We start from the raw sequence: 20644 nt of genomic DNA, 5'->3' as shown, positions 1-20644 counted from the left end.
AGGGGAGGGTGAAGGGACAAACGATACCTGCCCTTCGGATAGGAGGAACGCCAATGAAACGAGCAAGAGACCCGGATGACAAACAGCTGATCGGACTACTTATCACCATCAGCATCATGTCAAAAAGATTAGCACAAGAACTCATGAGTAAGAGAAAGGAGGACAAGTATGGAGCCAATGCAAATCTATGAACACGAACAGTTCGGAAAAATCCGAACACTGACAAAAGACGGAGATATCTGGTTTGTTGCAACGGATATTTGCGATGCACTGGATATTGCCAACACAAGCCAGGCGGTCACACGTCTCGATGAAGATGAACGGTCTATGTTCAACATAGGTCGTCAGGGAATGACCAACTGCATCAATGAGTACGGCTTATATAACCTGATCCTGGCCAGCCGAAAACCTGAAGCGAAAACCTTTAAACGCTGGATCACGCATGAGGTGCTGCCGGACATTCGAAAACACGGAGCCTACTTGACTCCTGCGAAGCTAGAAGAAGTACTTCTTAATCCGGACACCTTAATTCAGCTGGCAACGGAACTCAAAAAAGCAAGAGAAGAACGTGATGCCCTTTCCATCCAAAATTCGGAACTCACCGTTCAAAACACAGTCATGCAGCCTAAGGCGGACTACTTTGATGAGCTGGTGGACAGAAACCTACTCTCTAATTTCCGCAACACGGCAAAGGCGCTCGGTGTTAAGCAAAAGGAGTTTATCGACTATCTCCTGAGCCACGGCTACATCTACAGGGATGCGAAAGGCACACTCTTTCCTTACGCCGAGAAAAATGACGGTCTTTTTGAAATCAAGGAATGTTTCAACGAGAAAACCGACTGGAAAGGCTATCAGACACTAATTACGCCCAAAGGACGAGAGACATTCCGTCTTCTTCTCGAAGGAGGTGTCTCATGAGCAGAATCAAGTTACTAAAAGACATTGTTGATGATATGCACGCTTTGGCAGATAGCCTTGGCACATTGGCATTGGCTATCGAGAGTGACAAGCCTGTGGCTCCGGAACAGCCTGCAAAACCCGAACTCAGCCTGTCCGATGTCAGAGCCGTTCTCGCCAAAAAATCGCAGGCAGGTTTCACCAAGGAGATTAAGGCACTGATTGAAAAGTACGGTGCGGAGAAACTCTCAGCGGTAGAACCTAAGCACTACGAAGCCTTGCTAAAGGAAGTGGAGGGATTAAAAAAATGACAGCACATGCCATATTATCCGCTTCTTCTTCCTACAGGTGGCTTCACTGCCCACCCTCGGCGAGGCTGAACACAAAAGTCAGAGACGAAGCATCGCCCTATGCCTTAGAAGGTTCGGCGGCACACGAGCTTGCGGAATACAAGCTGAAATCAGCCCTCGGCATGAAAGCGGATGACCCGACGGAAAACCTCTCCTACTACTCAAAAGAGATGGACGATGCAGCAGCCTTCTATGCCGACCATATCATGGAGTGCTTGGAAGGAATAAAGCAAACCACCACCGATCCGATTGTCCTGATTGAGCAAAGGCTCGACTTCTCCGACATCGTACCGGAGGGCTTCGGCACAGCGGACTGCATCATCATCGCTGACGATACGCTCTATCTCTGGGATTTTAAGTACGGAACAGGGGTGCTGGTCGAAGCGGAACGAAATCCCCAGCTAATGCTTTATGGCCTGGCGGCAAGCTTACTTTTTGACGGCATCTACGATTTTGACGAAGTCAAAATGACTATCTTTCAGCCAAGAAGAGACAATATCTCAAGCTTTACTTTGCCAAAAGAAGAACTCTACGGCTGGGCCAAAGAAACTGTAAAACCCATCGCCACACTTGCCTTTGAGGGCAAGGGTGACTTCTCAGCCGGAAGCTGGTGTCAGTTCTGCAAGGTAAAAGCTACCTGTGCAGAACGAGCAAGTGCCAATCTTGAACTGGCCAAATATGAATTTGCCAGGCCGCAGCTTCTGACAGATGAGGAAATCGAGTCTGTCTTGGGGAAACTTGACGAGCTTTCCGCATGGGCCAAGGACATCAAAGACTACGCCTTGACAGCTGCCAAATCCGGCAAGAAATGGGCGGGGTTTAAGCTCGTCGAGGGCAGATCAAACCGCAAGTACAGCGATGAAGCAAAAGTCGCCGAGACGGTTAAGCAGGCAGGCTTTGACCCTTATGAAAAGAAGGTCTTAGGCATCACTGCCATGACTCAGCTTCTCGGCAGGAAACAGTTCAGCGATCTCTTGGAAGATCTCGTGATTAAGCCTCAGGGCAAACCGACGCTTGTACCGGAAAGCGATAAAAGACCGGAAATGACAAACATATTTGATGATTTTAAGGAGGAAATTATCCATGACTAAGAATCCAATGAAAGTAATTACAGGTAAAGACACCCGCTGGTCCTATGCCAATGTGTGGGAGCCAAAATCCATCAACGGCGGAGTGCCGAAATTCTCGGTATCTCTCATCATTCCGAAAAGCGACAAGAAAACCATTGAAGCCATCAAGAAAGCGATTCAAGCCGCCTACAAGGAAGGCGAAGCGAAACTGAAAGGCAACAGCCGCTCTGTCCCGACGCTTGAATCCATCAAAACACCGCTTCGTGACGGTGATACGGAGCGTCCGGACGATGAAGCCTATGCAAACAGCTATTTTCTCAATGCCAACTCAACCACTCAGCCGGGCATTGTCGATGCCAATGTGCAGCCGATTCTGACCCGCTCGGAAGTCTACAGCGGAGTCTATGGCAGAGCGTCGATCAACTTCTACGCCTTCAACTCCAACGGCAATCGAGGAATCGCCTGTGGCTTAAATAACCTGCAGAAAATCCGTGACGGAGAACTTTTGGGAAGTCGCACCAGCGCAGAAGACGACTTTGCTGATTTTGTTGAAGACGATGACTTTTTGAGCTAAGGAGGAAGTCTCATGTTTTGTGAATACTTTTCTCAGCTCTATCAGCTTTTCGCAGCAACGCTTCTTGCAGGAACACTAGCCTTCTTACCTTTCTACCTTGTCTACAGATTCTGCCAAGCCGTATGGAGACAGGCAAAAAGGCAAAAGAAAAACTGATGACGGGAGGGCGGGGTCAAAGGCTCCGCCCTTTCTCTCTATGGAGGGAGTAAATGAAAACAATATGCTTAGACATTGAAACTTTTTCCTCTGCCGATTTAAGAAAAACAGGAGTTTATCGCTATGTTGAGGAGCCGGACTTTGAAATTCTGCTTCTTTCTTATGCCATCGACGGAGGAGAGATAAAGACGATTGACCTCGCTCAGGGGGAAAAGGTGCCGGAGAAACTCATCTGCGCCTTTCTTTCAGATGATGTCATCAAGTGGGCTTTTAACGCTCAGTTTGAGCGGGTTTGTATCTCGGAATGGCTGAAAAGAAAGGGCTATGTACTAGAAAAGTCGCTGCCCTTTGGCCACGATTCTGAGTATCTTCATTACCTATCTCCTACGTCCTGGTACTGCGATATGGCCTGGTCTGCTTATCTGGGGCTTCCCTTATCTTTGGAAGGGGTCGGTGAGGTTTTAGGACTGGATAAACAAAAACTAAAGACCGGGAAAGATCTCATCCGCTATTTTTCTCTTCCCTGTAAAGCAAATCGGGCAAATGGCGGCAGAACAAGAAACCTGCCCTCACACGATCCGGAAAAATGGGCACTTTACAAATCCTACAACAAGCGAGATGTGGAAACGGAACTTCTCATTCATGACAAGCTTTCCCGTTTTCCCATGCCGGATAAGGAATGGGAGATTTACCACAGAGATCAGGAAATAAATGACCTCGGAATTCTGCTGGACAAAGACCTCGCTAAAAATGCCATCCGCATGAATGAAGCCGTGCGTGAAGAAAGCATGGCAAAACTCAAACGAATCACCGGGCTTGAAAATCCCAATTCTGTCCTGCAGCTAAAAGAGTGGCTTTTATCAAAGGGTATCGCAACAGAATCTCTTGATAAAAAGGCAGTAAAAAAACTCCTTAAAGATGCTTCCGGCGATGTTAAAGAGGTTCTTGAAACCAGGCAGGAACTGGCCAAGTCCAGCGTTAAGAAATATGAAGCGATGAGAGACTGTGTCTGTCGCGACGGCCGTGCCAGCGGACTCTTGCAGTTCTATGGAGCCAACCGCACCGGTCGCTTTTCAGGAAGGCTCATTCAAGTTCAAAATCTCCCAAGAAACAAGATGGAAGATTTGGAGCTTGCAAGAAAGCTGGTCAAAGATGGTGACCTTGAATCCTTAAGCCTGCTCTTTGACTCCATCCCGAAAGTCTTATCGGAACTTATCCGCACCGCCTTTATCCCGAAAAAAGGACGCATCTTTCTTGTCGCTGATTACTCGGCCATTGAAGCCAGAGTTTTAGCCTGGCTGGCGGAAGAAACATGGCGGATGGCACTTTTCTCTGAAGGTGGCGACATCTACTGCAGGTCGGCAAGTGAGATGTTCGGCGTTCCTGTAGAAAAGCACGGAGTAAATGCCCATCTCAGGCAAAAAGGGAAAATAGCGGAACTCGCCTGCGGCTACGGCGGCTCAGTCGGAGCCTTAAAAGCAATGGGTGCCCTTGAGATGGGGCTTTCGGAGGAGGAACTGCCGAACCTAGTAAGTGCCTGGCGTGCGACGAACCCTAATATTGTCATGCTCTGGCAGGACATTGACCGGGCAGCTATAGCTACTGTCAGAGAACGTTCCAAGAAAAAGGAAGTTAAAAATATCCGCTTTCGCTATGAGTCCGGCATACTCATCATCACCCTTCCGTCCGGTCGAGAGCTTTTCTATGCAAAACCCCGCATTGAAGAAAACCGCTTCGGTGGTGAATCCATCACTTATGAAGGCGTAGGCACGGGTAAGCGCTGGGAGCGAATTGAAACCTACGGAGCGAAGCTTGTCGAAAACATCGTGCAGGCTATTTCCAGAGACATCTTATGCAATGCCCTTATGACTTTTAAATACTCCGACATTGTCATGCATGTCCACGATGAGATCGTGATCGAAGCTGATCCCCGCATGTCGGTACAGGCTGTATGTGAGCAGATGAGCAGGACACCAAAATGGGCTAAAGGCTTAAAACTTGATGCGGACGGATTTACTTGTTCGTTTTATCAGAAAGATTAATTGCCCAAAAACACCTGATCTGTCCAAGGGGGAAGTGAAGGGAGTTTTCCCTATCACAAAAAAACGGAGGACAGATCATGTTTTATACCAAATTGACGCTTTCAGAAAACAGTAAGGTTATCACCCGCCTATCTGATAAAAACGTCTACTCCATTTGCCCTAAATGCGGAAAAGAAATCCAGGTAAACCTGAGTGACGTTTTGAAAGAAGAAGATACCGATCTTCATACAACCTGCGTCTATTGCAAATCCTGTGCGGCCAAGTGGCTGAAAGAAAAAGCGGGGGTCTTCTATGAATGATCTCCAGAGAAAAGTCATCGGAAAATTAAGAAACAAAGGCGTAGGCTACAAAGCGATCGCTCAAAAACTGGGGCTTTCTGTCAACACCGTGAAGTCTCACTGCAGACGAAACGGGCTGACGGGAAACCGAAGCGGCACAGATGCTATTGAAGTTCTCTTTTGCAAAAAGTGCGGAAAGAAGCTTACGCAGACCGAAGGAGCAAAGCAGAAAAGCTTTTGTTCCGATGAATGCAGGCTCTCCTGGTGGAAAGAACATCCGGATAAGGTAAAGCGTAAAGCCTACTACGAGCTGATCTGTGCTTATTGCCATAAAGCCTTTTATTCATACGGAAACAAGAATAGAAAGTACTGCTCCCATGAATGTTATATCGCTGACCGCTTCGGAGGTGGTCTTTCATGACAAAGGAGCAATTTGAAAGAGAAGCAAGATATCAAGAAGCCTTCCTGCTGGTGGAAAACCTGTATGAAAAAGGGCTTCTGACAGCCGAAGAAAGCCGGAATTTAATGCACCATTTTGAAGACTTATATCAGCCCATAATCGGCCATTTATTACTTGCTATTTATCCTCTTTAGAGTGATGTATATGGGTGGAGGTGATAGTTCATGACGAAAATAATACAAAAAGTGAACGCCGTGAAAATGGAGCCGCCAAGGAAAAGAAAGGTGGCTGCCTATGCTCGGATATCTATCGAGAAAGGCAGAACGCCCCATTCGCTCTCTGCTCAAATCAGCTATTACAGCAAGTTCATTCAAGGAAATGCCGACTGGGAGTATGCCGGAGTCTATGCCGACAAAGCCGTCTCAGGGTTAACAACAGACAGACCGGAATTTCAAAGAATGCTAAGTGATGCACGGGACGGGAAAATCGACATCATCCTTACAAAGTCCATATCCCGCTTTGCAAGAAATACGGTCGACCTTTTGGAAACAGTAAGGGAGCTGAAGGATTTAGGCATTGAAGTGCGTTTTCAAAAAGAAAAGATTCATACCTTATCTGAAGACGGTGAGCTGATGCTTTCGCTTCTTGCTTCCTTTGCCCAAGAGGAAAGCAGATCCATTTCCGAAAATGTGAAATGGGGCATTCGCAAGAACTTTCAAAAAGGCATCGGGAATTCCTTTCATATTTACGGCTACCGCTGGACAGGCAAAGAGTTTGTCATTGTCGAAGAGGAAGCCAAAATTGTAAGGCTTATTTACGATAACTACCTCAAAGGCATTTCAGCGGAAAAGACAGAAAAGCAGCTCGAAGAGATGGGTGTAAAGTCCTATACGGGTGGCCATTTTGGAAACAACAGCATCCGCCAAATCTTAAAGCAGGAACGCTACACCGGAAATACGCTCTTTCAGAAAACCTACATCGAAGACGGAAAAACCAAGTACAACAATGGTGAACTTCCTCAATATTATGCGAGAAACACCCACCCTGTCATCATCAGCGAGGAAACTTTCAACAAGGTACAGGAAATAAGACAGAAAAAACGGGAGCTGGGGGCTTTTGCCAATCCGCATATCAAGACATCCGCTTTAACTTCCAAAATCAAATGTACACATTGCAATCGCAGCTTTCAAAGAGCCGGCAAGAAAAACAAGACCGGGCATACAAGGTGCTGGATGTGTGCGACAAGAAAAGCGGGACAGGGAAATCCCTGTGGCACCGGTGATATAAACGAGGAACAGCTCAAGAAAATCATAAGTGAGGTTCTCGACATTGATGAATTTGATGACGAAGTCTTTCTTGAAAAAGTAGATCATATCGATGTCACAGGAAAAGACCATCTGGAATTTTTTATGACCGATGGTTCGCTTATTCATCGCACCTATGCATCCACTGCCAGAAAAGATGCCTGGACACCCGAATACAAAGAAAGATACAAAAGGATAAAGCGAAGCAAAGATACCAACGGTTTAAAAAATCCAGCAACTCCCTATACAGGATTTATCAGGTGTGCCAGATGTGGCAACAGTTTTAGTGGACAAAGGAGAACTCTAAAAGACGGCACAACAGAATATTACTTGAGATGTCGAACGAAGATTAGTGAGTGTCCGTCAAACACTATTCAGGAATCGACCTTGAACGCTTTAGTCTGCGATGTTTTAGATCTTGATGAATATAGCGAAGAAGCAATGGACAAGGCGATGGATTACTGCGAGATAGCAGATAATACCGTATCCTTTCACTTTCGTGACGGCCACTTCGAAGAAAGACAATACGAAGAAAAGAAACGGGGCACGCCCTGGAGCAAGGAGCGTCGCAAAAAGGCCTTAAAAGGCATGAAAGAATACTGGAGCGATCCTGAACATCGCAAAGAAGCAAGCGATCGCATGAAGAAAATAAGGAAGGAGAAAAAATGGTCAAGTCAGTAACAACCATACCCGCCAAGATAAATAAAAAGACGGCTATGCCCATTGACTCTCCTAGGAAAAGACGAGTCGCTGCTTATGCCCGTGTCTCCACAGACAGCGAAGAACAAGCAACAAGCTATGAAGCTCAGGTCGACTATTACACCAACTACATCAAAAATCGAAAAGACTGGGAGTTTGTCAGGGTTTATGCTGATGAGGGCATTACAGGAACGAACACCAAAGACCGTGTCGAGTTTAAGGCTATGATTAACGATGCCTTAGACGGAAAGATTGACCTCATCATCACCAAATCGGTCAGCCGTTTCGCAAGAAACACGGTGGATACTCTAACGACCGTCAGGAAACTTAAAGAGAAAAACATCGAGGTCTGGTTTGAAAAAGAAAACATTCAAACGCTCGATTCAAAAGGCGAGCTTCTCATCACGATCATGTCCTCTCTTGCCCAGGAAGAATCCAGGTCTATTTCTGAAAACTGCACCTGGGGACAAAGGAAGCGATTTGCAGATGGAAAAGTAACCGTGCCTTTTAGTCGCTTTTTAGGCTATGACCGAGGCGAAGACGGAAATCTTGTCGTAAACCCTGAAGAAGCAAAAAGCGTGAAACTTTTATATGCCCTCTTCCTTGAAGGACGATCTTGCTACGGAGTTGCTAAAGAGCTGACAGCTCGAGGGATTAAAACACCAGGCGGCAAAGATAAGTGGAGTGCAAGAAGTGTCAAATCAATCCTGACCAACGAAAAATACAAAGGTGATGCACTTTTGCAGAAGTCTTTCACCGTTGATTTTCTGACCAAGAAGAAAAAGAAAAATGAAGGTGAAATCCCTCAGTACTATGTGAAGAATAATCACGAAGCGATCATTGAGCCTGAAACTTGGGATTTCGTTCAAACGCTCCTTGAGCATGATTACAGGAAATCAAAGAACAGCGTATCCATCTTTTCAGGGAAGCTGAAATGCGAGGACTGTGGAGACTGGTACGGTTCTAAGGTCTGGCATTCCACCAGCAAATATAAACGCACGATCTGGCAGTGTAACAGCAAGTTTAAAGAAAAATGTCAAACCCCGCACTTTACCGAGGATGAAATCAAAGAAGCCTTTATGAACGCCGTGAATATTTTGATGAAAGATCGTGAGCAGATTCAAGCAAACTTTCAAGCCATAGAAACCATCGCCTACAGCACAAAAGAGCTGGAGATTGAGCGTGACAAGCTCTACGCGGAAATGGAGTCTATCTCAAATCTCATGGAACAGGCCATTCAAAATAACGCCAGAGTGGCCTTGGATCAGGAAAAGTACAATCAGGAATTTGATGAGATGACTGAGCGGTTTAACGGTGTGAAGAAAAAGTACGATGCCATCAATGAAAAGATTGAAGACAAGAAAACCCGGCACATCCAAGCCGGGCGATTTATAAAGACTCTACTATCCGAAGATGAGATGGCAACTTTCAGCCCGCTTCTCTGGCAAAGTTTGCTTGATTATACCAGGGTTTCAAGAGACGGAAATCTAACCTTTATATTCAGAAATGGGATGGAGATTTAAGGCGTTTTTTCCTGCATTCATTCTTCACCGCCCTCAGTGTCATCTTGAATTCCAATAAGGTCACATAAAGCATTGAAATTATACGGGTAGGCATTTGAGCCTACCTTTTTTACCTTCTTATGACCATTAGAAAAATATATCTCTAGTTTCCACTGCGTACCGTCTGAAACATACGGATTGTCGTAGCTTGCTTTCCACTCTCCGATGTGTAGTGATGTTAATGTATCTAGAAATTCATTTTTAGAATGTGGAACATTTACAACTTCAAAATGATCTTCTAAAGCGTACAGAGATGGACGGACAGTCATAGATACATTGTCTCCTTGAAAAGCAAGTGTTCTCTCCTCGTATCCTCCGAAATATCCGCCGATGGAAAAAACTATTTTTTCAATAAAACGCACGCTTGCATCAAAGGCTTCTACTTTTTGCTCCTGCTTAGATGGTTTATATTTTTCTCCCATATCAGCAAGTGCTTGCTTCGCCTTTTCTAAATACAGGCGATTGCACCAAAGCTGAGTCTCATAAGAGGGATAGTAGTGAATTATCTGGTTGTAACCTGGAGATTCCATTAAATTTTTCAGCCTGCCGATTTCATTTTTGAGTCCACGAATTTTTGACAAAATTTCAGAAGCAGATTTTCCTTTGAGATTGTGATCATAATATGTTTCCGGACTTATCATCATGGAATCACCCCCTGATTTTGAAAAGCTGACTTATTGCACACCCCTAAAAACTTTTGAACCCCCCTAAGCAACCGCTCTTTTGCAATCGTTAAATTGTATCAATTTCGGTATTATCATTTCAATATAAATACACTTCACTTTACCTTCATATCTTTTTAATAAAGAAGCAAGCGCAATTAAATTATTTCCTTTAATTATTAAGTTATCTTCTTCTTTGAATTCAATGTTATCTTCTTCACAAATTTTCAAAGTATCAGTCCCTGACAAATCTTTTTCTGCCTTCGCACTATATCTTCTTGCATTTGTAAAAATCTTCGGTGCAAGCATATTCCTAATTTCATCAGCTGCAATTATTTCATTGTACATTATTTCCGAACGTTTTTGATCTTCCTTGTCTTGCCCACCTTCTAACACACAATCTTTATAAGGAAAATCAAGCACTACATCATTTTTAGCAGATAAAAATTCTCCATTGGATGTCAGCCCTATTTTATTAGTATATGAAGTATAAGAGTCAGGTAAAAACTCCTTGGAATCAATTAACCATGCAAATTTTTGCTTGTCGAAAACAAAAGTACCATTAACATTAACAAAGAAGGTTTTTTTGATATCCTCATCATTTAAAAGCATAGAAATCAAATCATTATCCATTGTCATTATATCTGAATAAACTTTTGCCTTTAAAAGTCCACCATCTTCTGATATATATTTTCCTTTTGATTTAAGTACATTCTCTACTACATCAAAAATATTATTTTTCAAATTCTTTTTCCTCCCCAGTATTAACCGAAACCATATCCCCAAAATCAACATCAAGTGCTGTCGCTATTCTATATAAGACTTCCATGCTAACAAATTCACCTTTACCCATTTTTGCAATAGTACCTGGTGAAATACCAATTCTCTCTTGAAGATCAGTTTTGTTCATATTTTTATCTATTAAAATTTTCCATAACCCATTATATGAAACCTTCATACTTTCACTCCATTTCTTCAATAACTTGTATTTTATCTTCTACATTGTATCATATTAAAAATTAAAAAAGAAGGTGTGACGCAATGTGCTCACACCTAAATTTTTATGTCTATTTATTTTTTACTTAATCATAATATATATAAATACCTAAATTGTAATATCAAATTGAACACTTTTGAAAAATTAAATCCACTTTACTTAATTCTCGGTTGAATAACTCATTCAATGAATATAAAAAAGACCGTAGATTTCTATTTTCTACTGTCTATAAAGTATTTAATTTAAACACACAAATAGTTTTTTCTTTAAATATCTAAGCAGAAATTATATTTTTCATTTCTTCCGCTATTTCTCTAGGTGTTAGCATAGCTGTATTCATAGCGAGTTTGCTTGCTATAATTGGACTATACTCCATAACTTCTTTTTTTGTTAATTCATGCCAAATAGGCAATAGTTTTTTACCATTTATGCTTTCAAGTTGAAATAAACCATCTAATTCAGCCTTTGTCCAATATTTTCCTTCAGCAATATAATTAGGTGAAAGAATTGCAATTCCAAATTTTGACTTTCTCAAACCTTCATCTATTTTTCCCCTCATTGAATCTCCCCAAGCGATTTTTTCTGTATCATACCAAACAGATATACCAATATTTTTCATTTCCAAAACAAGCTCGTCTACTAGCGATTCCTTATCTTCCCATGCATGCGAAACAAAAACATCATACATTTCTTCGTTTGAATTTTTTCTCAAAGAGTGGTTCTCTAACTCAAATAAATGTGGTATGGATTTTTCAGACAAATCTTCAATTCTTTTTTCATATGCTTCTTGGATCTTCTTTTGTTCCCTATCCAATTTTTTCTGTTCATCTTGACTTGCTTTTTGTAGTTTTAAATAGGAATCATTTCGTTTTTTTCGCTTTTCAGCAATTTTTTTGCCATATTCTGCACTTTCTTTACTTTTACTTGCATATTCTTTTTTTAAACTAGCAATTTGGTTCGATTTTGTTTTTATCATAGAACTAGAAGTATTTTTTGTTATACTTCTTTCAATATTATTAATTCTTATCTGAATTTCTGAACTGCGCTTCTCAACTTCTGCTTTTTTCTTTTCTAACCCTGCAATTTCTTTGTCTAAAGAATTCACAGTACGTTGATATTGCTCTACTGGCATATATTTCACTCACCTTTAATTTAATAATGTTAATATTATATTCTCACCTATGGTATCCAAAGCATTCATTTTTCTACTTTTCCTTTTTTAGTACACTCAATCTTAAGTCCAACTATCCATAGCATAACTAAAGCATAGTTCTCCAAGGCACCAATTAAACTTATGGTTTTAGAATTATCATTTATATAACCCAGAAGATGATTGGTTCCAAACCCTAAACCTCCAATTATTAAAGAAATCACTATTATTTTTAAGAAGAAGAAATCATACTTTATATTAATTCCAATTAATATTGGTAATATTGCCAAGTTCCAAAATCCTATTTCTCTTTGCCAACCTATAGAGATTCCATATTCAGAATTTGCTCCCATCATTTCTGGAAAGAATAATTGCATAATTGCAGCACCCAAAAGTGCAATTATTAATATAATAAACATTACTCTTAAAAATTTATTCATCATTCAGCCTCCCTTATTATCTATAATATCAATATATCATATATAGGATCTAATAATATTTCTTTTTTATATCTCATACACCTCTATCTCTTGTTCTTTCTTAATTTTCAATTCTGTACTTAATGCTTTTTCTATGTCATAAGCATTTTTCTCATCATAATCAGACATTTTTTTATAATTCTTATGTTTTGTTACATCATATTTATCTGACAAAAATGGTCGTACTCCTCTTAATTGTAAGATACACTTTCCACCATCCATAGTTGCCAGTTCATCCTGAGTCATTAAGTCTTTTCCTAATTTCTGATAATTCAGTCCATGCGTTTTTTCTCTTCCTCTATTTTCTGATGTATTATATAAATCAATGGTTTCTTTTCCCAATATTTCTGACATTTCCTTTAGTGTTGTCTTTTCTTTTCCGCCTAAGAACAATGTTGTGTCACAGTTTCCTACAATTGTCTCTGCATGGTCTTTATAAATCCCCTTTAGTTGTGATTGTGCTTGAAGTATTACACTAGCTGAAATTTCCCTAGAACGGATAGTTGCGATTAATTTTTCAAATTTAGGTATTTGTCCAATATTACTAAATTCATCTAATAAACATCTTACATGAACAGGTAATCTCCCATTATAAACATCATCTGCCTTATCACATAGCAAGTTGAAAAGTTGTGTGTATAGAATTGCTACCACAAAATTAAATGTATCGTCAGTATCAGAAATAATTATAAATAAGGCTGTTTTTCGATCTCCTATTGTGTCCAATTCCACTTCGTCATATTCCATTAAGTCTCTTAACTCTTCAATGTCAAAAGGAGCTAATCTTGCTCCACAGGAAATTAAAATAGATTTAGCGGTCTTTCCTGCCGCCAATTTATATTTTTTATACTGTCTCACTGCAAAATGATTAGGATTTAATTCTTCCAAGGCTTCAATTTTCAAATCTATTGGATTTTTGTAGTTCTCATCTTCTTCTCTTGTCTCACTCATATTAATAAGTTCCAACAGTGTTGAAAAATTCTGTTCCTCTTCTGGAGCTTCATAGTAAATGAGTCCTATATAGGCAGTGTAAACAAGTTTTTCAGCTTTCACCCAAAAATCTTCCCCTGCTTTTTCACCTTCTCCCTTTGTATTTACTATGATAGTATTCACCAGTTTTAAAATATCCTTCTCGCTTCTCAAATAGGCAAAGGGATTATAATGCATAGACTTCTTAAAGTTAATCGTATTTAAAACCTTTATATTGTATGGTTCATAAACTATTTTTCCATTCTTGTCTTTTTCGTAAATAGGATTTCCTTTCATATCTTTTATTTCCTTACCACTCTTATCATATTTTTTCTTTGGTGTTCCTTTTTCTAACATTTTCCCACATTCTACGAGAAGAGTTCCCTTTGGATCTGTTACCACATAAGAACTATGCATCTGCATTAAATTAGGCTTCACATAAAATCTTGTCTTCCCGGAACCTGATCCTCCTATAACTAATACATTTTTATTTCTTGCATGCTTTGGATTTTTAGGACGACTGTTCATCATCAAACTTTCTATTTGGGTTAGAATAATATTGTCTTCAAAATTCTTGTCTACATAGGGAATAATGTCCTTCCTATTTCCCCATCTGGCAGATCCATATTCCTCTCCCTTTCGATACTTTTTAGCATTTTTTGATTTACTGTAAACAATCCCATAAATACTTACTGCTCCCATAAGCCCTATAAACCAATCTCTTATATCCAAGCTAATATATGGTGATGCAAAAATATATTTAACGTATTTCAATAATTCAAATATTTTTATAAAAAAATTATCACCTAAAATTAGGTGATAAAGGTAGGCTAATTTATGAAATACATAAGTTAATAAGATATATGGTATTAGCTTGATTATGAATTTCTTCTTATCTACTGTTTCCATTAAGTTTTTTATATCTTCAACTGGGCTAGTCAATTACTATCACCCTTTCTTTATAATGACTGTTCTTGATGTTTATGTTTTGTTTTATCTGTCACTAAGTTTTTAGCTACTTCTGCATACTTTTTAAGATCTGCAATTAAACTCGGTTTCTGCTTCATCAAGTCTTTGCCTATAAAGTCTTTAAAGACTCGATCAATCATATCTGTATCTTTTCCTTTAAAGAATATGACATAAGTTGGTGGATCCATAGTCTTATCTTTTTTCAAGGCATATTCAAGATGATATTTTTTAGCATATTTTTCAAAGCCTTTAATATTTGTATTGTCAATTTCTACACTTTTCAAACCATCATATTTCTTACTTAGCTCTTTTAGTGATATTTTCTTTTTACTAATTTGAGAGTTGTTCAATGTCTTTGACTGCTTCATGGATTTTTTTCGTTCTTGTTCTCTTAAATACTTTTCTATAATTTCTTTTAATACTCTGGCCGTCATCTTGGCATTCTGTGTAGTAAAAGCTATAGTCTTTTGATTCACTTCCTCTTGCATAATCTATCCTCCTCTACCTCTCCATACAGAGTATGGTTTGCCCATGAACTGTAGTACTGATCCATTGTCATTGGTGCATTGTATAGAGTCGTCAATAAATAACTTCTCTGTTTTGTGATTTTTGTTGTAGTTTCATTTAATGAATTTAATACATACTCTATATGTTGAAAGTTCAACTTCATAAACTGACTTTTAACTAATGTAATAGGTTTTTCCTGTTGATTGATTACTATTGTTCCTGTTTCCTGTAAATAAATATCTACCATTAAGTCTAGTATTCCATCAATTCTATTTTTCTCAATGGATATCTCTCAATCAAATAGGAATATTCTATATTCGCTTTAAATCTTTCCTCTATCTTCCTCCTCTTCTCCTTTTTCAGATAAGATAGGATGGAAATCTATGTTAGAAGTCTTAGTTGTATTCTTTGTATTTGTCTCCCTTTTTAAAGTGATACCTGTCTCTTTAGAAGGTGATAGGGTATCTCTTTGTAAAGTGACCCCTCCCTCTTTGAGAAGTGATAGGGTGTCTGTACCCGGCGACGTTTCAACTTTATCTTGTTTCGTCGAAATGGTGCTTTCAGGAAATGTAATAGCTTCTAATTGTTCTACATACAAACGGATATATAAAACATTGTTCAATATGGTCTTAGCCGTAGTTACTGTCCTAAACTCTCTTTTAATTACACCTAGTTTTTCTAAAAATATAATAGCATTGGTAGCTTCTCGTTTTGACATTCCAAATCGATCCGCCATTTGTTGATAGCTTCGCTGTAATAAGTCTTCCTTAAACTTCTTTTTAAATCCTAATAACTGTCCGGAAGTTTCCTCTCGAACTTCCGACGGACGATACCAATAGACAATATCTGCCAGTATTATAATTGCGTTCAAATATGGCTTCCCATTGTCCCTTAAGATAGTTTTGTACCAAGTGTGTGGAACTATATCACCAATAAAATTAATCTTCCCTATTTCATCTACAGTGTCATTTCCTGAACTGTATAAATAACTCATATTATCACCTCCATCTTTAACATATTGAAACCAGCTTTTTCATTATTAATTATCATAATCATCCATTCCAAACAATAACTTTTTTCCTCTCTATCATTCCGTTGTACATTATAGTTTTATAGTTTATCCTATTCTATAAAAAGTAGGTCAAGATACTTTTATGTTTCGCATCTTGACCTACTTTTTAATTTATACTATCTTTTCAATTTAAAACTCTACTATTATATGTTATAATTTTATGTTTTTCTTACTTATATCTACTGTTTATCTTCTGAATTTACTTCTAAAATTTCATGCATAATCTCCAAAAATTTATTCGTTTCTATATTCGCATTTCTGAAAAAATCTGTATCAACATTTTCTATAGTTTTCATTGCATTGTTTTGAACTATTTTACCTTCATTAGATAATTTTAAAGCATTCGCTCTAGCATCTTCACTACTACTTGAAATTATCACATATCCATTCTTTACTAATGTCTTTATGCTCGTAGAAACAGTCATCACATCAATTTTTGATAGATTAGAAACATCCGACTGAGAAATGAACTTAGATGATTTCTCTAAGTAAGCAATAACACTTAATATTACAAACTGTGTATGTGTTAATTTGTACTTTTTTAATTCTTTTTTTATTCTTCTACTCCACAAAGTATAGACTTGCCAAAATACAAATCCAAAACTTTCTTCACTTGTATTAAAATTTGAGAACTTTCTCATTTTGATATTTCCAGTAATTTATTCATAGCATCAGGTATACTTGAAGCAATTAGATTTCCAATTTCCTGTACTTTATTTTTATCTGGTCCGTCAACATTTACACCATGTTCTATTGTTACCATATTTTTTTCTACAACTATCGTATGAGTGAAAACTACTGAAAATGGTCCTAATTCACTTTTATTTGAAAAACTTTCTTTTTCTAGTACCTCTGTTAATACAAACTCGAGTGGTGCCATCCCAAAGTTTTTTAATATACCTGTTGTTCCTTTTTTAAAAGTACCACTTAATTCAATGTGTTCTATACTAGAATCCCACTTAGCCCAATTATCTACATCTTTGTAATTTAACCAAACTTTCTCAACACTAACTTCTGATGATATTTTATTTGAATATTCAAACATTATATCCCTCCTTACATTTTACTAAGTATACATATTATATGTATACTTAGTAAAATTGTCAACCTGTTATTTAATTTTTATTACAACATATTTGAACGAAACTTTAAATGCTATAAAAAAATATAAATATAGATTATTACAGAATATAAAATAATAATAAATTAAGTCAAGATACTTTAAATATTTAGTATCTTGACCTATTTTTTAACTTCTATTTTATTCCCAGTTTTAAACTCTATCTCCATATAATCATCATGTACTATGATTTTATCTATGATTATTCGAACTAGACTTTCATCATAGTTTTCAATCTTAGCATATGAGGTTTTAAGATAAGCTTTTATATCTTGGACTCTTCTTGAAAGAATTTGCTTCTTCATTCAAACCTTTAATCATAATTACAGGATAATAATTTTTCTTCATATAAATATTTAAAACCTCCACTTACATATAAGTAAGTGAAGGTTTTCTTAAAAAAATTATAATAAAATTTATCCTTTTTTATAAACTAACATTTGTTTAACAGTCTTAATATTTTCCTTATCTACATAAGCACCTTTTTGAAGATGTTTCTTCTGTTTTTTAGTTTTGCTACTTGCATTGTGGTTCATTCCAGCACAACTTCTCTTGATTTTGCCATTTTTATTCAACTTAAATCTTTTTTGACTTCCCTTATGTGTTTTCATCTTAGGCATTTTCATTTCCTCCAAAATAAATTTCTCTAATTCTAGTTCCATAGTAATAAATAGTAATATTATCTACTATTTTACTTTTATTAATATCTTTATCTTTTTCCAATTGAAATATCTTATTTAAAACTAAGCTATCAAAGTTTTTTCTTGTTAAAGATAATTTTTCTCTCAAAACTTTCGATACTTTTATATTAGCGGAGTATGGATTATATATCTTTATTTTTGTGTCACTTCTAAAGTCAATACTTTCGCCCTTAATATCATAAGGTGGCAATTCTATTTTTACTCTATTTCTTTTTATTAGTTCTGTATCCAGTGCACATGCTCTTGCTAAATTTTCGTCATTTTTCATAAATTTATTTAACAGGTCTTGTGAAATACTCTTTGGATTAATTCTTGTATATATAGTCATATTCCATGTATTCTTACAGTGTATACATTTATATATTAACCAAATATCTAAAGATTTTTGTTGAGCATTAATTCGAAATAGGTCTGATGAAATATGTTCAGTTTCATGTCCACATTTTTTACAATAGCGTATTACTTTAGGCGATGAAAGATATTCCACCTCCCAATTTATTGTTTTCATATATCATTTCCTTTCGACTCATTTTTCTTATATCAAAAAGAAACGTAATTACAGGTGGAACATAATCAATAATAATTTTTCTCATAAATAACCTCCATATATTTTGTAATAAAAAACTACAGCTAGGTAAAGCACCTACTGTAGTAAATCTTTGCATTAAAATAAAAGGGTTATGACCCTAATCAATTTTATGAAAGAAGTCTAGTGCTTTAAATCTACTTAAAAATAGTCACAACAAAATAACCACATTACATGTAGCTCTTAAAAAGAATAATTTTATTGTGCTCATTTACCTTAAAATAGATTATAAAGTTACCACTGGACAATCCCCTTTCAAATTCAGATAATTTTATATTAACATTTATACTATTCAACATCAATGCTAACTCTTATTTAATTCAATTTTATTATAGGTTAATTTAAATAACTTACTTTCTATTTGGTCATTTCTGGTTAATTATATCAAAATAGGTCAAGATACTTTAACTATTTAGTATCTTAACCTTATTTCTTAATTTCGATTTTATTCCCAGTTTTAAACTCCACTTACATATAATTATCATGAACTATAATGATTATGTGATTTTCTACATATAGATTTAAATTTCTTTACTCATTCCTTGTGTCTCCACAGACCATATCAATACATACGTTCACATCAATATAATCTTTTATGACTTTTTTACGTCCTCCTTCGCCATCTTCGTTGAAGACAAAATGTCTATAAAACTGCTTAAAATGCAAGATCTTGACTAATCCACTCTTCGTAGCAACGCTATAGTCTCCAGCAGCCAAATCTTCCCAATCAATCTTCGCTTCACTTGATTTCTTGGAGATTTTTTGCATGAGACGTACATCTACTGCTTCAGTCGTTTCACTCCTTCACAAGTAGTGTTACGACTTCAACGTGTTTTGAGATGAGTGGATAGCTGTCAAAAATTAGGGACATGAATATAATTCTCTTTGAGGGAACATATCCACTGAGAGCTTGCGTATGTGGGAACATATCTAAGTCGACGTTTAAATTCGCTTTCTAAAATCCCTTAGCATACATTGTAGAATCAAAGCATGTTCATAGTCATCCTTGAATGCATCTGTCTTGTATCCTTCAAGTTGAGGTATGTGTGGCAAGTGAATACATTTCTCATATTTGCCTCTATCGTCCCAATGCTTTTCAACATATTCTTTAAATAATTTTCGTTCTTGTTCACTATGGAAAAGTAAAATTACCTTCATAAATCTATCATGAGCACTTTGTGCGTCTGAAGAGTACTCATTAATAAAAAAGAATTGATGCAATTTGTATAGGAAAGAACCCTTAACCATGTATTTATACATGATGTCCCAGTGGTGATTATCTGAAATAATAATCCCATCTGTCTCGGGACAAGGTGTCATATATCTCCCACCATCTAACGATGCTCCTCCTATTTCTGTTAAAAGAGTTTGATGATAATAGATCTTGATATCCATCCAATGAGGTCTTGAATCATATTGTGAAAATAGATAATACTCATAACCGTCTCGATTATTACTAGCAAAGTCATATGTTATTGTGTATTCTGGGAAATTTTTATAATATTTTTGCATTTCTCCATACGGGCCATTGACCCAACCATCTGGGTGACCTAAAAATGTTTCAAGCCGCTCAACAGGTGTTTGAATTAACCCAAACCTCTTTTTCCACAACCATTCTACTTTATCTATATCTGCCGATGAATTGGTTGGCGTGTTTGTGTCTTGGATTCTTGTATATATGTGATTTTCAAATACACCTTTATATTTTTCTTTCAAGTAAAATGGTGTATTTGAACTATTCTGGATGACAACAACATCGATAACACCTTTAGAAAAACTAATCGTTTCCACATAAACTATGGGCCTTATGTCACCAGCAAATTTCTTGTCCTTTAGAAAATCAACGATTTTTTGTGTGTTCATTCTATTTGAATCATTCAGAACATCATTAATACTATAATCATTTTCTTCATCTATACCAATTATTATGTAGGCATCCCTATTAACTAAATTATTTGACATACAGATAATATCATGTAATAAATCCATATTATGATCAGAGTCATACCACATACGTTTAAAATCCCAATACGCTCCCTCTTGCTTGAGAGATATTAGATTTGTAATAGTTTTTTTTAGGTTGTCCACACAGAATACCCC

Annotated in this window: 28 protein-coding genes; 12 read left to right on the top strand and 16 right to left on the bottom strand. The window is 37.4% G+C overall.

The genetic code is table 11. The features are described 5' to 3' along the window. The first annotated feature begins 53 nt into the window (after positions 1-53). From EF514_RS10745 to EF514_RS01210, 12 genes are all read left to right on the top strand, one after another. Positions 54-191, top strand: coding sequence for a hypothetical protein (locus EF514_RS10745; protein ID WP_164845518.1), 138 nt, complete (start codon positions 54-56; stop codon positions 189-191). Continuing rightward, positions 169-918 carry a BRO family protein gene (locus tag EF514_RS01250; RefSeq protein ID WP_127722999.1) on the top strand — a complete coding sequence of 250 codons (750 nt, stop codon included), beginning with the start codon at positions 169-171 and terminating at the stop codon, positions 916-918. The genes EF514_RS10745 and EF514_RS01250 overlap by 23 nt, the downstream gene beginning before the upstream one ends. After that, complete coding sequence (locus EF514_RS01245; protein WP_127722997.1) at positions 915-1208, top strand: rRNA biogenesis protein rrp5; 294 nt, start codon at positions 915-917, stop codon at positions 1206-1208. Before EF514_RS01250 ends, EF514_RS01245 begins: the two co-directional genes overlap by 4 nt. Next, positions 1205-2338, top strand: a complete 1134-nt coding sequence (locus EF514_RS01240; protein WP_127722995.1) for a DUF2800 domain-containing protein — start codon at positions 1205-1207, stop codon at positions 2336-2338. The genes EF514_RS01245 and EF514_RS01240 overlap by 4 nt, the downstream gene beginning before the upstream one ends. Continuing rightward, entirely contained in the window at positions 2331-2891 is a 561-nt protein-coding gene (locus EF514_RS01235) for a DUF2815 family protein (protein ID WP_205666347.1), read from the top strand. Before EF514_RS01240 ends, EF514_RS01235 begins: the two co-directional genes overlap by 8 nt. Positions 2892-2903: 12 nt before the next feature. Then, entirely contained in the window at positions 2904-3047 is a 144-nt protein-coding gene (locus EF514_RS10740) for a hypothetical protein (RefSeq protein ID WP_164845517.1), read from the top strand. A gap of 53 nt (positions 3048-3100) precedes the next feature. After that, a complete protein-coding gene (locus EF514_RS01230) occupies positions 3101-5089 on the top strand; it encodes a DNA polymerase (RefSeq protein WP_127722993.1) in 1989 nt (662 codons plus the stop codon). Between the two features lie 92 nt (positions 5090-5181). Then, positions 5182-5388, top strand: coding sequence for a hypothetical protein (locus tag EF514_RS01225; RefSeq protein WP_164845516.1), 207 nt, complete (start codon positions 5182-5184; stop codon positions 5386-5388). Further along, positions 5381-5788: a helix-turn-helix domain-containing protein gene (locus EF514_RS01220; protein ID WP_127722989.1), complete on the top strand. Its 408-nt coding sequence runs from the start codon at positions 5381-5383 to the stop codon at positions 5786-5788. The genes EF514_RS01225 and EF514_RS01220 overlap by 8 nt, the downstream gene beginning before the upstream one ends. Beyond that, on the top strand, positions 5785-5961 hold the full coding sequence (locus EF514_RS10735; RefSeq protein WP_164845515.1) for an SHOCT domain-containing protein: 177 nt from the start codon (positions 5785-5787) through the stop codon (positions 5959-5961). The genes EF514_RS01220 and EF514_RS10735 overlap by 4 nt, the downstream gene beginning before the upstream one ends. Positions 5962-5991: 30 nt before the next feature. Continuing rightward, the gene (locus EF514_RS01215) at positions 5992-7752 is read left to right on the top strand and encodes a recombinase family protein (protein WP_127722987.1); all 1761 of its coding nucleotides are present in this window, start codon (positions 5992-5994) and stop codon (positions 7750-7752) included. Continuing rightward, on the top strand, positions 7737-9293 hold the full coding sequence (locus EF514_RS01210) for a recombinase family protein (protein WP_127722984.1): 1557 nt from the start codon (positions 7737-7739) through the stop codon (positions 9291-9293). Before EF514_RS01215 ends, EF514_RS01210 begins: the two co-directional genes overlap by 16 nt. A 17-nt stretch (positions 9294-9310) precedes the next feature. Here the strand turns inward: EF514_RS01210 and EF514_RS01205 are convergent, their stop codons facing one another. The 16 genes from EF514_RS01205 to EF514_RS01140 all read right to left on the bottom strand — a co-directional run bounded on the left by EF514_RS01205 (position 9311) and on the right by EF514_RS01140 (position 20632). Then, positions 9311-9862 (bottom strand): hypothetical protein, encoded by a 552-nt coding sequence (locus tag EF514_RS01205; RefSeq protein WP_205666346.1) that lies wholly within the window; start codon positions 9860-9862, stop codon positions 9311-9313. Positions 9863-10039: 177 nt separating this feature from the next. Further along, positions 10040-10738: a site-specific DNA-methyltransferase gene (locus tag EF514_RS01200; protein WP_205666345.1), complete on the bottom strand. Its 699-nt coding sequence runs from the start codon at positions 10736-10738 to the stop codon at positions 10040-10042. After that, positions 10728-10952, bottom strand: a complete 225-nt coding sequence (locus tag EF514_RS01195) for a helix-turn-helix domain-containing protein (RefSeq protein WP_127722978.1) — start codon at positions 10950-10952, stop codon at positions 10728-10730. Before EF514_RS01195 ends, EF514_RS01200 begins: the two co-directional genes overlap by 11 nt. 313 nt (positions 10953-11265) lie before the next feature. After that, a complete protein-coding gene (locus tag EF514_RS01190; RefSeq protein WP_127722976.1) occupies positions 11266-12123 on the bottom strand; it encodes a toll/interleukin-1 receptor domain-containing protein in 858 nt (285 codons plus the stop codon). Positions 12124-12188: 65 nt separating this feature from the next. Continuing rightward, positions 12189-12581: a hypothetical protein gene (locus EF514_RS01185; RefSeq protein ID WP_127722974.1), complete on the bottom strand. Its 393-nt coding sequence runs from the start codon at positions 12579-12581 to the stop codon at positions 12189-12191. 66 nt (positions 12582-12647) lie between these two features. Then, positions 12648-14498, bottom strand: coding sequence for a VirD4-like conjugal transfer protein, CD1115 family (locus tag EF514_RS01180; RefSeq protein ID WP_127723033.1), 1851 nt, complete (start codon positions 14496-14498; stop codon positions 12648-12650). 50 nt (positions 14499-14548) lie between these two features. Further along, the gene (locus EF514_RS01175) at positions 14549-15046 is read right to left on the bottom strand and encodes a PcfB family protein (RefSeq protein WP_127722972.1); all 498 of its coding nucleotides are present in this window, start codon (positions 15044-15046) and stop codon (positions 14549-14551) included. Next, complete coding sequence (locus EF514_RS10730; RefSeq protein ID WP_276317149.1) at positions 15031-15348, bottom strand: DUF6017 domain-containing protein; 318 nt, start codon at positions 15346-15348, stop codon at positions 15031-15033. The genes EF514_RS01175 and EF514_RS10730 overlap by 16 nt, the downstream gene beginning before the upstream one ends. Before the next feature lie 39 nt (positions 15349-15387). Then, a complete protein-coding gene (locus tag EF514_RS01170) occupies positions 15388-16059 on the bottom strand; it encodes a hypothetical protein (protein ID WP_127722970.1) in 672 nt (223 codons plus the stop codon). Between the two features lie 257 nt (positions 16060-16316). Further along, on the bottom strand, positions 16317-16778 hold the full coding sequence (locus EF514_RS01165) for a MarR family winged helix-turn-helix transcriptional regulator (protein ID WP_127722968.1): 462 nt from the start codon (positions 16776-16778) through the stop codon (positions 16317-16319). Next, positions 16775-17182 carry an SRPBCC family protein gene (locus EF514_RS01160; RefSeq protein ID WP_127722966.1) on the bottom strand — a complete coding sequence of 136 codons (408 nt, stop codon included), beginning with the start codon at positions 17180-17182 and terminating at the stop codon, positions 16775-16777. The genes EF514_RS01165 and EF514_RS01160 overlap by 4 nt, the downstream gene beginning before the upstream one ends. 197 nt (positions 17183-17379) lie before the next feature. After that, positions 17380-17562, bottom strand: coding sequence for a hypothetical protein (locus EF514_RS10725; RefSeq protein ID WP_164845513.1), 183 nt, complete (start codon positions 17560-17562; stop codon positions 17380-17382). Between the two features lie 111 nt (positions 17563-17673). Further along, complete coding sequence (gene rpmI, locus EF514_RS01155; RefSeq protein WP_127722964.1) at positions 17674-17877, bottom strand: 50S ribosomal protein L35; 204 nt, start codon at positions 17875-17877, stop codon at positions 17674-17676. Continuing rightward, positions 17870-18466 carry a DUF1062 domain-containing protein gene (locus EF514_RS01150; protein ID WP_127722962.1) on the bottom strand — a complete coding sequence of 199 codons (597 nt, stop codon included), beginning with the start codon at positions 18464-18466 and terminating at the stop codon, positions 17870-17872. Before EF514_RS01150 ends, rpmI begins: the two co-directional genes overlap by 8 nt. Positions 18467-19075: 609 nt before the next feature. After that, the gene (locus EF514_RS01145; protein ID WP_476726854.1) at positions 19076-19312 is read right to left on the bottom strand and encodes a hypothetical protein; all 237 of its coding nucleotides are present in this window, start codon (positions 19310-19312) and stop codon (positions 19076-19078) included. Between the two features lie 174 nt (positions 19313-19486). Next, complete coding sequence (locus tag EF514_RS01140; RefSeq protein ID WP_127722960.1) at positions 19487-20632, bottom strand: ATP-binding protein; 1146 nt, start codon at positions 20630-20632, stop codon at positions 19487-19489. Between the last annotated feature and the right edge of the window lie 12 nt (positions 20633-20644).

This window comes from Anaerosphaera multitolerans (assembly GCF_004006535.1).
GTDB classification, from domain to species: domain Bacteria; phylum Bacillota; class Clostridia; order Tissierellales; family Peptoniphilaceae; genus Anaerosphaera; species Anaerosphaera multitolerans.
Note: the sequence above shows the minus strand (reverse complement) of the source record. Positions and strands in the feature narration are given on the sequence as shown.